The following is a 12,712-nucleotide window of genomic DNA, read 5'->3' on the forward strand; positions in this document are numbered from 1 at the left end:
GACCGAAGACTTCGCGAGTGACGGCTTCTCGGTCACAGGCTTGTCGGTTGCGGGCTTGTCGAGAACCGGCTCGGTCGGCGTCGTAACGGCCTGCGACTCGGCGGCCGCCGATCCCTCGGCGTCGGTCGACGCCGTGTCGGTGTCGGCTGCAGTCGGCTTCCCGGTGCCGGCCACCTTCCGGCGAACTTTGCTGGTGGTGGTGGGTGGAACAATCTTGCGACGCTGGGGAGGCACTACAGAACTCCTTCGAAACTCACTTCGGTACAGACGGAAAACACCAATGCCGGATCTCTCAGTTGCCGCCGGCGTCGGGCTGAGGAGCCGGCGTCGCTTCCGCACTGGGGTCGGCCGCATTCGGATCGGCGGCATTCGGATCGGCGGGGCCGCCCGGTTCGTTCGGGATGACGGGGTTGGTGCTGGGGTTGTCGAGCGAGATCCGCGAACCGATCGGGTCGACCTTGTTGGTCTTCCACACCCCGTCGATCTCTTCCATGGCCAGGCTCATCGTCAGCTTGCTGCGCTCGATGCGGTCGGGCCAGGTAGTGGTCGTCGCGATGACCACGAGAGCGGTGGCGGTGTTCTCGTCCGTGCTCAGCTCGGTCAACGTTCCGTGCAGCACCTCGGCGTCGCTCTTGGCACCGGACTGACGAACCTGGTCGGTGATACCCGACCGCGTCTGCTCGAGGTCGTTGAGCATCAGGTCGCCGGTGATGGACGACTTCATGTTGTCGAACGACTGGTCGATGTTGGCCGCGTCGACAGTGTTGAGGTTGACGGCCGCTTGCTGAGCGCCGGTGAGAGCAGAGTCGCGGGTGTCCGCGGTGGGCTTCTGACTCAGCAACGCATTGCCCCAGCCGTATCCGAAGAACACGGCCGCTGCGAGGGCCGCCACGGCGATCACCGTGACGACGGCAAAGAGGATTTTCGCGGTCTTGTTACGCCCTGGAGTCGCTGAGGACTCCAGGGCTTCGGTGCTCGAGTTCACACTTTCCACCCTACTACTCGGTAATATCCGGCCGAACCACTCTCGGCCCGACGATAGTGCTGAGCAGCAGTTCCACCGATTTCACTACTTCGGCGTGACGCCGATCAGCGGTGCCAACTGGGTGGCAATGGGGTTGAGGTTCAGCTTCTCGGGATCGACCTTGGGCTTGAGGTCCCACGGCTGCGGCACGTCCGGATCGGCGAACACGATTCGGTTCGCGCTACGAACACCGGTGACGCTGCCCTGCGGCGTAGCGCAGTTCGCATCGAGGTTCAGCGGGTAGTTCTCCCGCGTCTCGTCGAAGTTCGGATTCTTCCGCTTCTCCTCGTCCAGGATCGCCTGGCTGCCCTCGTAGCCGACGGTGCACGGCGGCGGGTTGTTGGTTTCGAGCAACAGACCCTGATGGATCGTGCCGTCGTCCGGGACGATCGTCGAGATACCGGCACCGAGTGCAGGCAGGAACGTCAGGAACGGACGAAGCGCAACGTACCGAGGTTCGGCCTGAGCAGCAACCAGGGCCAGGTTGTTGATATCGGTCGTCAGAGCAGGACCCGCATCGGTGATGAGGCCACCGAGCTGGTCGCCCGCCGCAGTACCGGTATCGATCAGGCGACGGATGTCCGGATCGCTCGACTTCAGCTGAGCCGTCACCTCGTCCAGGCTGGTACTGAACTGTCGAATCAGGTCCGACTGCTCGGACTGCGTGTTCAGCACCGGCACCGCATCGCGAACCAACGCGAGCGTCTGCGGCAGGGCCTCGTTTCCAGCCTCGGAGATGTTCCCGAGCGAATCGACGAGAGAAGCGAGATCGTTGCCCTTACCGTCGAATGCGACGCCGAGCTCGTTGACGACTCGCGTCAACGTCTCCAGCGGTACCGACCGAACCAGCGTGTTCGTGTTGGCGAGAACCTCTTCCACCGGCACCGGCGTGGTGGTGTCGGCCTGCGCAATCTGTGACCCTTCGACCAGGAACGGGCCCTGATCGGTCTCGGGCTGCAGGTCGACGTACTGCTCACCGATTGCCGATCGGTTGGCCACGACGGCCTTGGTGTCGGCAGGGATGTCGGGGCCACCGTTGTCGAGCATGAGCGCGACTCGGATGCCGTCCTCGGTCAGTTCCAGATCTCCGACGGTTCCCACCGGGACACCTCGGTAGGTGACCTCGGCGTTGGAGAAGATGCCACCGGAATCGGCGAGGTTCAGATCGACCTGGTACTGCCCGAAGCCGAGCATGTTGTCAAGTCGCACGTACTTGGCACCGACATAGACCGACCCCAGTACGGCGACCACGACGAAGAGGACCAATTGAATGCGAACCAGTCTCGATCTCACTGTCCAACTCCGAATCGCTCGAGCAGATCGTTCAACGGTGCGAACGGATCGGCCGGTGCGGGCGCGGCGGCCGCCGCTGCCTGCTCGTTCGCAGGTGCACCAGGGCCGGGAACCGGTGACGGGATGATCGGCGGCAACGGCAGCAGCGAGATCGTCGGCCAACCCGGGCGCGGTCCGTTGCCGTTGTAGTACGGATTCGACGGGTCGACGACGGGCAGCGTGTTGCCGTACTTGGGCTGGATGTAGACCGGATCGCCCTCCCCGACGCCGAAGTTGCGCAACGCAGTTCCGATCGACAGGTCGAGCGAAAGGAACAGGTTCGCCGAGTTGCCCTCGATGATTTTCTCGGTGCCGTCCGCGAACGGCAGGGTGGGGATCACCGCGAGCGAGCTCACCACGTCGTCCGCCGAATCGGCCAGGGCCTGGAGCGTGGGGCGTAGTGCCCGCAGGTCCGCGATGAGATCGTCCTTGGAACGGTCGATCACGTCGGTGCCGACGGCTCCGAGACGGTCGAGCGCTCCGAGCATCTCGGTCAGCTGCGGGCGCTGCTGCTCGAGAACCTCGGTGGCGATCGGCAAATCCTTCAGCACTGCGTCGATCTTGTCGGTCTGCGTGTTGACGCGGCCGCTGAGAGTGTCCAGCCCGTCGATGGCGCGGGTGATGTCGTCACGCTGCTGGTTGAGGCCGTCGATGAGGGTGTTCGCTTGCTGCAGAAGCTCTTTGGTTCTGCCTTCGCGACCGTCGAACGCCGTGCTCAGTTCCTTGACGATCGGCGAGAGCTGCCCGACACCGCCGCCGTTGAGCAGCAGCGAGAGCGCACCGAGTACCTGTTCGATATCGGTGGCATGGCGGGTGCGATCGAGCGGGATCGTGGCCCCGTCCTGCAGACGCGCTGCTTCCTCGTCGCCAGGAGGTGCCGAGAGCTGCACGAACTTCTCGCCCAACAGGTTGGTCTGTTGCACCGATGCGATCGCGTTGGCCGGAAGGTCGACGTCGGAATTCAAGATGACGTTGACGTCGGCGGTCCAGCCGTCGTTCGGGACCGTTATCGAGTCGACGCGGCCGACCGAGACGCCGTCGACCTTCACGGTCGACTGCGGGACGAGGTCCAGTACGTCGTCGAACTGCACCGTCAGGTTCAACGGGTTCTCACCGACGTCGGCACCGCCGGGCAGCGGTATCGCGTAGATGCCGGCCGACGAGCATGCTCCGGCCGACAGCGCCACCACGCACGCACCGGCTCCGACCACCAAAGAACGCTTCACTCGAGCTCGATTCCGATTCACAGAGGCTCTCACTGTCCCCCACCTCCGATGTACGACTGCTCCAGTCCGGGCATCGAGCTGTTTCCGAGCCTGGGCGAGACGACGCCAGGCACGGTGCCCGGCACGGACACGTTCTGCTCGATGTCGTTGGTGAGAACGCCGAACGGCAGCACGATCCGGTTCTGGTCTTTGATCGGGGCCTGGATCATCGTGGTGATGTTGGAGCACTGATCGATGATCGGCTGAATCTGCGCACCGAGTGCTTCGAAGCGCGGATCACCGGGAACCAGCTTTCCGAGATCGATGAGCTGACACAGGGTGCCGAGCGGATCCTGGGTCTCGTTCTGGAGATTGGCGCGCGTGGCGAGCGTTCCCGACTCGGCGTCGTAGGCGTTTACCAGGTTGCTGATGGCCAGCGGCAGCAACGTGAGCGTTTGCACCAGCTGCTCGCGGTTGTCGGCGAGTGTCTGCGTCGGAACCGTGAGACCGTTCGCGGCATCGGTCAGTTGGGTCCGGTTGTCCGCGACGAACGTCGCCACGTCGCCGAGCGAGACCGACAGCTGTTGGAGTGCAGCTCCGAGGTCCTCTCGCTGCCCCGACAGGAAACCGGTCAGGTCGGCCAACTGGGTGTTGAAGTTGCGTACCTGCTGATCGTTGACGGCCAAGGCGCTGACGAACGTCTGCAGGTTCTTGATCGTGTCGAACACGTCGGTGCGCGAGTCACTCAACGTTCGACCGGCGGCCGAGAGCTGGGTGATGCTGTTGCCCAACGCTTCACCGTTGCCGTCGAGGTTGGCTGCACCGGTGTTGACCAGATCTGTGAGAGCGCCGTCCTTGTTCGCGCCGTCCGGACCGAGGGCGGTGGACAGGTCGTCGATGGACTTGTACAGCTCGTCGACCTCGACGGGTGTTGCGGTTCGATCGCGACCGATCGTCGCGCCGTCGGCCATGGTGTCGCCGCCGGTGTAGGCGGGTGAAACCTGGACGTAGCGGTCGGCGACGAGCGACGGGGTGACCTGCACCGCCTTTGCGTCCACAGGAATGTCGACCCCACGGTCGACGCGGAGGACGACCTCCACGTCTTCGCCTTGCGGCGTCACGGAGTCGACCGTACCGACCTTGACGCCAAGCACGCGCACCTCCGAGCCGGAATAGATGCCGATCGACTTGTCGAAGTAGGCGGTGATCTTGGTCGTTCCGGCCCTGGTGAACAGCCACCAGCCGGCGACCGCGAGGACGAGCGCCACGGTCACGACGACGGCGATCAGCGCGAGCTTGTTCTTGCTTCTCGGTGCTGTCTGCGTGTCTGTCATCAGTTCCCCGCCAACGTATCGAGCGAGGGCTGGCGGTAACCAGGTATCAACGGAACTCCGGGCGGTGTGAGGTTTGCCAGCGTGATGTCTATCCACCGGCCGTTGCCGGTCAGATTCGTGTACAGCCGAATGAACGGTTCGTACAGCTTCAGCGCACGGTCGAGGTTGTCGTTGTTGCGCTGCAGGATCTCGATGGTGCCGTTGAGCTGCTGCAACATCGGGTTGATGGTGGCCTCGTTGTCGCGAACCAGGCCGGTCAGCTCTTGCGACACTCGCTGAGTGCCGGTGAGCAGCTGCGAGATGGCCTGCTGCCGATTGTTGAGCTCTTCGAGAAGCGGGCCCGCGTCGGTGATCAGTTGGTTGAACTGCTCGTTGCGGTCGGCCAGCACCTTCGAGGTCTCGCCGGTGGCCTCGAACAGCTTCTTCAGTTCCTCGTCACGGCTGGCCACGGTCTGCGATAACCGAGTCACACCGTCGAGCGAGGCACGGATGTTCGCAGGCGTCTCGGAGAACGCCTCGGACAGGGTCCGCATGCTCGTCGCCAGCTGATCGGTGTCGATGTCGCTGATGGTCGAGGCCGCAGCGGAGAACGCGTCGATCACGTCGTACGGGGACGTGGTGCGCTCGAGCGGAATCGGGTCCTTGGGGCTCAACGTCTCCGGACCGCTCGGGTCGAGCGCCAGATATTTCTGCCCCAGCACAGTCTTGATGGCGATGGCCGCTCGCGACTCGTTGCCGACCCAGGCGTCCTTGACCGTGAAGTCCACGAGCACCCGGTCGCCGTCGAGACGCACATCGGTGACCTTGCCGACCTTCACGCCCGCGATACGGACCTCGTTGGGCGGCTTGAGCCCTGCTGCCTCGCTGAACTCGGCGGTGTACACCGAACCCGCACCGATGATCGGGAGCCGGTCGAGAAAGAAGACCGACATCGTGGCGAGCAGGATGATTGCGATACCTAGCGCACCGATGGTGGCCGGACTACGACGAGATTTCATTGCTTGATCCCCCCAGCTTTGCAACGCGCTGCGGAGTTCGTGTACAGCGGCTGGTTGACGGTCGGCAGCCCGGTCGGCAGATTCAGATTCGGCGAACTACCCGGTCCGGCGACGATGTCGATACCGCACAGATAGAAGGTGAACCAGGATCCCTGCTGGGCCGTGCGAATGAGCTTCTCGAGTTTGACGGGCAGAATTCCGAGGACCGTGTCCACGTCGTCGCTTCGTCGGTTGACTGTCTCGGCCAACGTGTTCAACGCAGTCACCGAACCCTGGATCGACGGCCTGGTCGGCTCGAGCAGGTCGGCGGTCGCGTTGGTCAGGCCGGCGAGCGACGTCACGGCGGAGCCGACGACACCACGGTCGGCCGACAGGCCCGAGACGAGCTGCTGCGTGTTGACGATCAGGCTGTCGAGCTGCCCGTCGTTCTGGTTCACCGTCTCCAACACGTTGTTCAGATTGGTGATGACCTGCCCGATGACCTGATCCTTGTCGGCGACGGTGTTGGTCAGGGTCGCCGTATTGGTGACCAGTTCGTTGATGGTGCCCGACTCCCCCTGGAACACCTGAATGATCTGGTACGACAGCTTGTTGACGTCATCGGAGCTGAGCGTGGTGAACAGCGGGCGGAAGCCGTCGAAGAGCGTGGTCAGGTTCACCGCAGGCTTGGTCCGCTCCAACGGAATGGTGGCACCGTCGGTGATCTTCCGACCCTGATCTCCCGAACCCTGCTCGATGGCGATGTAGCGCTGGCCCACCAGGTTCCGGAATCGGATGGTCGCCGTCGAACTGGCCGGGAGCCAATCACGACTGCTCAGAGTGAAGTCCACCTTGGCTTCGCGCTCGTTGGCGATCTCGATCTTGTCGACCTGGCCGACACGAACGCCCGCGATACGAATCTCGTCGCCCTCGTTGAGAGACGTGACGTCCGTGAACACAGCCGAGAACTTGGTGCCGCCGCCGCCGCTGGAATTGGCGATGGTGAAGGCAAGGGTGGCCGTAGCAATGATCGTAATCACGGCGAACACGACCAACTTGATGATCGGCGCGAGAAGGCCTCTCATGGCACGGTCACCTCCACTCCTCTCAGTGCCGGTGCGCCGATAGCGGCCGCCCACGACGGAATACTGTCCGGTGCAACACCACTCGCCTGTCCGTAGATCACGGCCAGAGTGTCGCGCTCGAAGTCGGAGCCCTCGTAGCTCGCCGGCTGCGCGGATGCGGAGACGGCGGGAACGATGGAACTCTGGGCAGACTTCGGTGGTCCCTGTCCTTCGATCACCTGCGGGCCCGGGTTCCGGGTCGGCACCTGGTAGGAACCGTCGTTGATCGAGCCTCCCGGATACTGCGGGAAGAACTCCCCCGGCGCCGCGGGCTCGAAACAGGTGGCTCCGCGATCGTCGAACAAGCGCGGCTCGTCCTGGTTCGGCAAGTAACGACCCTTCGGGTTGACGAACGGTGCGGAGACGTTGATGCCGGGGTACTCGTCGCCCTCACCGAGTACGACTTTTCCGCGCCTGGCACCTTCGGCGAAATAAGTGAACGTGCAGCCGAACGTCGGGGAGAACTCGGCCAGCAGCTCGAGCGCTTCCCGAGAGTTCGCGGCCAATCCGATCAGGTTCTCGGAGTTGGTCTGTAGAAAGTCCGCAGTGGTGTACGACGCCGAGGTCAGGGAGCCGTACAGCGTGTCGAGGCTGGACTGCCGCTCGACCACGGTGTTGCCCGTCGTCCGCAAGTTGTCCAGCGCCGAGACCAAGTCCGGTGCCGCGTCTGCGTAGGTCTGCGAGAAGTCGGCCAGCCCGACCAACGTCTGCTGGATGTTCGGCAACTCCGTGTTCAGACCCGACACGATGTTCGTCAGGTTGTCGATGGTCTGGCCCAGTTGCTCACCGCGCCCGCTGAGGCCCTGCGCCAACGACCCGAGGGTGTTCGCCAGATCCTGTGGCGGAATCGCCTGCAGCAGTGGAAGCAAGCCGTCGAGCAACTGCCCGACCTCGATGGCGTTTCCGCTGGTGTCCTGTTTGAGGACCGTGCCCTCGGAGATCGGCGACGCCGCATCGTTCTCGGGCACGATCAACGAGACGTAGCGCTCACCGAACAGTGTCTTGGGAAGCAACCGTGCCGTCACGTTCGACGGAATCAGCGGTGCCTTGTCCGGATCGATGGCGAGCTGCGAGGTCACGACGCCGTCGACGGTGGACGCCGAGCGCACCTCGCCGACGATCATTCCGCGCACCTTGACATCCGCGTTCATCGGCAGCGCGTTGCCGACCGAGTCGGTTTCGAGGCTGACTTTCACCACATCTTTGAACGTCTTGTTGTAGGACGTGATGCTCCACCCCAGGAACAGGATGAGCACCAGGAAGAACGCCAAACCGAGGAGTACTCGCTTCAGTCGCGACGGCGAGTCGATCATCCCGCAACCCTCACTGTGGTGGTCGTGCCCCAGATGGCGAGGCTCAAGAAGAAGTCCAGTACGGCGATCGTGACGATCGCGGTACGAACGGCACGGCCCACTGCGACGCCGACACCGGCAGGTCCGCCAGAGGCGTGGTAGCCGTAATAGCAGTGGATCATGATCAGGACGAAGGCGAATATCAGCACCTTCAAGAACGAATACAACACGTCTTCCGGAGGTAGGAAGAGGTTGAAGTAGTGGTCGTAGGACCCCGTGGACTGCCCGTTGAAAATGGTGCTGATCCCTCGGGATGCGACGTACGACGCCAACAGCCCGACGATGTACAGCGGGATGACGGCCACGAAGCCTGCGATCATGCGGGTGGTCACGAGGAACGGCACGCTGGGTACGGCCATCACCTCGAGCGCGTCGATCTCCTCGGAGATTCGCATGGCACCGAGCTGGGCGGTGAAACCACAGCCGACGGTGGCCGAGAGTGCCAGTCCTGCGACAATCGGCGCGATCTCACGGGTGTTGACGTACGCGGACAGGAATCCGGTGAGCACGGAGCTACCGAGCTGTTCGAGGGCTGCATAGCCCTGTAGACCGACGACGATGCCGGTGAAGCCGGACATCATCACGATCACGCCGATGGTCCCACCGATGACGGCGAGCGCACCGCTGCCGAAGGTGACCTCCGCCAGCAGGCGGAGCACCTCCTTCTTGTAATGCACTGCGGTCTTGGGAATCCACCCGATGGCCCGCAGGTAGAACGACATTTGCTCGCCTGCGCGGTCGAGCACGTTGAGCGGGGCGTTGCCGACGCGCTTGACGCGCATCAGCGTGCGGTCACCGCGACCTCTTGCGATCGTCATCGCGGTTACGCTCCCTTCGCTGGGACGACCTGGAGATAGACCAGGGTCAGGATGAGGTTGGCGAAGAAGAGCAGCAGGAACGTGATGACAACCGTCTGGTTCACTGCCTCGCCGACGCCCTTGGGTCCGGGGTTGGGATTGAGGCCCTTGTAGGAGGCGATGATGCCCGCGATGAGTCCGAAGATTGCTGCTTTCGCCTCGGCGACATACAGATCCGGCAGCTGGGCCAAAAACGAGAACGACGCCAGATATGCACCGGGGGTGCCGCCCTGAAGGATCACGTTGAAGAAGTAACCGCCGGCGATGCCGACGACCGAGACCAGGCCGTTGAGCAAAAGTGCGACGAGGATCATCGCGAGCACTCGGGGAACGACGAGACGATGTACCGGGTCGATACCCAGCACTCGCATGGCGTCGATCTCCTCGCGGATGGTGCGCGAGCCGAGGTCTGCAGTCACAGCAGAACCGGCAGCGCCGGCCACCAGCAGTGCGGTCACGATCGGACTGCCCTGCTGGATGACCGCGAGCACGCTGGCCGCACCCGTGAACGACTCGGCACCGAGCTGCTTGATGAGCGATCCGGTCTGCAGCGCCACGACCGCGCCGAACGGAATGGCGACGAGCGCCGTCGGCAGAATCGTGACGCTGGCGATGAACCAGGCCTGCTCGATGAACTCGCGGAACTGGAACGGCCTACGGAAGGTGTTGCGAACCACCTCGACGAACAGTTCGACGATATTGCCGGCTTGTGTCAGAGCGGCGCTCGCCGGAGCGAACGTGGACTTCTTCGATCCCCCCATGTCTGCTATTGACCCCGACCTTGTGTTGGAGCTTGGTAGCCCTGCTGATCATGACCTTGCCCGCTGTAACTCTGCTGGTCGTAACTCTGCTGGTCGTAACCCTGGTGGTCGTAACCCTGGTGGTCGTAACCCTGGTGGTCGTATCCCTGCTGGTCGTAACCCTGCTGGTCGTAACCCTGCTGCTGGTCTGCATACGCGGGGTAACGCTGACCCGGGTCGGTGGTGTCGAGGCTTTCCTGGATCGCAACCTGGGCATTGTGCGGCAGGGTGTGCATGATCTGGCGGACGCGCTCCTGCCTACGCCCGACGGCTTCGCGCACCGGAGTTCCGGGAGTGGCCTTCATCTGCGGCACGATGCCTTCGACGTCGTCGACGCCGCCGGCGTGGTGGCCGGCGTCGACCATGGCCTGCTCCTGCGCCATCTGCGCCTCGTCCTTCTCCTCCGACATGCCGATCGGACCGATCATCGTTCCGTTGAGGAACTGCTTGACTACCGGCTCGTCGCTCGTCAGGAGCACCTCGCGGGGGCCGAACATGACCAGCTGGCGACGGAAGAGCATGCCGATGTTGTCGGGCACCGTCCGAGCGAGGTTGATGTTGTGCGACACGATCAGGATCGTGGCGTCGATCTCGGCGTTGATGTCGATCAGGGTCTGCGAGATGTACGTAGTGCGAACGGGATCGAGGCCGGAGTCCGGCTCGTCGACCAGGATGATCTCGGGATCGAGAACCAGAGCGCGGGCGAGACCGGCGCGCTTACGCATACCGCCGGAGATCTCGCCGGGCAGCTTGTCCTCGGCACCGAGCAGACCCGTCAGTTCCAACTTCTCCATGACGATCTTGCGGATGTCGGACTCGGACTTCTTCGTGTGCTCGCGGAGCGGGAACGCGACATTGTCGTAGAGGTTCATCGAGCCGAACAGTGCGCCGTCCTGGAACAGCACCCCGAAGAGCTTCCTGATCTCGTAGAGCTCACGGGAGGAGCACTGCAGGATGTCGGTTCCGTCGATGAATATCTTGCCCTGTTCGGGACGCAGGAGGCCGATCAAGGACTTCAGGAAGACCGACTTGCCGGTACCGGAAGGACCGAGGAGCGCACTGACCTCACCCTTCGGCAGGGTCAACGTCACGTCCTGCCAGATCTTCTGTACCCCGAAAGACTTGGTCAATCCCTCGACCGAAACCTCGACTCCCACGCTGACCTCCACAATTCGTACACATCGACCCGGATGTGGGTTGTGTCACTGTATCCCATGCACGTGTCCGCACCGACACGGGAGCTTACCGCCCAGTAAGAACTTCCCCGAGTCAGGCTGTAGAGCTTGCATCAGTGTGGCTCATCTCACGCGACACGGTCGGCGACTCGCCAGAACTGTGACAAGTCCCTGCGTCACAAAGCTGTGACACGCCACAAACAATGACCGCCGAAACCCTTCGGAATGCTTTGGACTTCGGCGAAACCGAGTAAACAGGGGCACAAGGCCGGTGTCACGCGATTTGCAGGAGTCCGTGATCGATCACAACGGTGCACCCCGTGCGGTGTCCGAGAACAGAAGAAGGGCCGTCCCACCGAGGTGGGAACGGCCCTTCTTGCGCTCGTGCGTTCAGAGCACGAAGCACGACTGCAACGAAGCGGTCCTACTTGACGGAGATCTTCGCGCCGGCAGCTTCCAGCTTCTCCTTGGCGGCGTCGGCTGCGTCCTTGGCAACCTTCTCCAGAATTGCCTTCGGAGCGCTCTCGACGAGATCCTTGGCTTCCTTCAGGCCCAGGCCGGAAACGACCTCACGGACGACCTTGATGACCTGGATCTTCTTGTCGCCGGCCGACTCGAGGACGACGTCGAACTCGTCCTGCTCTTCAGCAGCCTCGGCGGGGGCTGCGCCGCCGCCTGCAGCAGCAACGGCGACGGGGGCAGCTGCGGTGACCTCGAAGGTCTCCTCGAATGCCTTCACGAACTCGCTGAGCTCGAGGAGAGTGAGCTCCTTGAACTGGTCGAGCAATTCTTCGGTGCTGAGCTTCGCCATGGTGGCGGGTCCTTCCTGTAAGTACCTAACCGCTGATCCGCGGCATGGTGTTGATGGTGTGGAGCTGAGCTGTACGCCAATACCAGCGGATCAGCTTTCGGCGGGAGCTTCCGCCGGTGCTTCTGTTTCTGCAGGTGCCTCGGCTGCGGCGGGTGCGCCGGCAGCCTTCTTCTCCTGCAACGCGAACGCCAGACGCGCGAACTGCGATGCGGGAGCGTTGAACAGGCCTGCAGCCTTCGACAAGTTGCCCTTCATGGCGCCGGCGAGCTTGGCCAACAGGATTTCGCGCGACTCGAGGTCTGCGATCTTGTTGATCTCTTCCACGGACAGCGTTGCGCCGTCCATGTAGCCGCCCTTGACGATCAAGGCCTTGTTGTCCTTCGCGAAGGCCTTGATGGCCTTCGCTGCGTCGACCGGCTCGCCCTTGATGAATGCAATGGCGGTCGGTCCGACGAACAACTCGTCGAGGCCGGTAATACCTGCCTCGGCCGCTGCGCGCTTGACCAGGGTGTTCTTGGCGACGGAGTACGTGGCACCTTCGCCGAGCGCACGCCGGAGCTGAGTCAGACCGGACACCGACAGGCCACGGTATTCCGTGACGACGGCAGCCGTCGAACCCTTGAACTGTTCGGTGATCTCCGATACTGCTGAGACCTTTTCGGGCTTTGCCATACTTCGCCTCCTCTCGTGGGAAGTTGTGTCGATCGCGAGAGGGCCGGAA

At 63.2% G+C, this 12,712-nt stretch carries 12 protein-coding genes and 1 pseudogene; all 13 read right to left on the reverse strand.

The genetic code is table 11. The features are described 5' to 3' along the window. Positions 1–234 (reverse strand): annotated as a pseudogene (locus tag R3P93_RS14845) (hypothetical protein); the annotation flags it as partial. 58 nt (positions 235–292) lie between these two features. Beyond that, positions 293–985: a hypothetical protein gene (locus tag R3P93_RS14850; RefSeq protein WP_317533365.1), complete on the reverse strand. Its 693-nt coding sequence runs from the start codon at positions 983–985 to the stop codon at positions 293–295. An 84-nt stretch (positions 986–1,069) separates the two neighbouring features. Further along, positions 1,070–2,317: an MCE family protein gene (locus tag R3P93_RS14855; protein WP_068283782.1), complete on the reverse strand. Its 1,248-nt coding sequence runs from the start codon at positions 2,315–2,317 to the stop codon at positions 1,070–1,072. Then, complete coding sequence (locus R3P93_RS14860) at positions 2,314–3,582, reverse strand: MCE family protein (RefSeq protein WP_027498220.1); 1,269 nt, start codon at positions 3,580–3,582, stop codon at positions 2,314–2,316. The genes R3P93_RS14855 and R3P93_RS14860 overlap by 4 nt, the downstream gene beginning before the upstream one ends. Positions 3,583–3,611: 29 nt before the next feature. Then, a complete protein-coding gene (locus R3P93_RS14865) occupies positions 3,612–4,895 on the reverse strand; it encodes an MCE family protein (RefSeq protein WP_027498221.1) in 1,284 nt (427 codons plus the stop codon). Beyond that, complete coding sequence (locus R3P93_RS14870) at positions 4,895–5,893, reverse strand: MCE family protein (RefSeq protein WP_008713869.1); 999 nt, start codon at positions 5,891–5,893, stop codon at positions 4,895–4,897. Before R3P93_RS14870 ends, R3P93_RS14865 begins: the two co-directional genes overlap by 1 nt. Beyond that, positions 5,890–6,957, reverse strand: coding sequence for an MCE family protein (locus R3P93_RS14875; protein WP_027498222.1), 1,068 nt, complete (start codon positions 6,955–6,957; stop codon positions 5,890–5,892). The genes R3P93_RS14870 and R3P93_RS14875 overlap by 4 nt, the downstream gene beginning before the upstream one ends. After that, positions 6,954–8,309: an MCE family protein gene (locus R3P93_RS14880; protein ID WP_008713865.1), complete on the reverse strand. Its 1,356-nt coding sequence runs from the start codon at positions 8,307–8,309 to the stop codon at positions 6,954–6,956. Before R3P93_RS14880 ends, R3P93_RS14875 begins: the two co-directional genes overlap by 4 nt. Beyond that, positions 8,306–9,166 (reverse strand): MlaE family ABC transporter permease, encoded by an 861-nt coding sequence (locus R3P93_RS14885; protein WP_027498223.1) that lies wholly within the window; start codon positions 9,164–9,166, stop codon positions 8,306–8,308. The genes R3P93_RS14880 and R3P93_RS14885 overlap by 4 nt, the downstream gene beginning before the upstream one ends. Before the next feature lie 5 nt (positions 9,167–9,171). Then, positions 9,172–9,966: an MlaE family ABC transporter permease gene (locus R3P93_RS14890; protein WP_027498224.1), complete on the reverse strand. Its 795-nt coding sequence runs from the start codon at positions 9,964–9,966 to the stop codon at positions 9,172–9,174. Between the two features lie 5 nt (positions 9,967–9,971). Continuing rightward, entirely contained in the window at positions 9,972–11,162 is a 1,191-nt protein-coding gene (locus R3P93_RS14895) for an ABC transporter ATP-binding protein (RefSeq protein WP_094665774.1), read from the reverse strand. A gap of 442 nt (positions 11,163–11,604) precedes the next feature. Further along, positions 11,605–11,991, reverse strand: a complete 387-nt coding sequence (gene rplL, locus R3P93_RS14900; protein WP_008713856.1) for a 50S ribosomal protein L7/L12 — start codon at positions 11,989–11,991, stop codon at positions 11,605–11,607. Positions 11,992–12,081: 90 nt separating this feature from the next. Further along, positions 12,082–12,663 (reverse strand): 50S ribosomal protein L10, encoded by a 582-nt coding sequence (gene rplJ, locus R3P93_RS14905; RefSeq protein ID WP_008713855.1) that lies wholly within the window; start codon positions 12,661–12,663, stop codon positions 12,082–12,084. Positions 12,664–12,712: the final 49 nt, after the last annotated feature.

The sequence above is a fragment of the Rhodococcus cerastii genome (assembly GCF_033042195.1).
Lineage (GTDB): Bacteria > Actinomycetota > Actinomycetes > Mycobacteriales > Mycobacteriaceae > Rhodococcoides.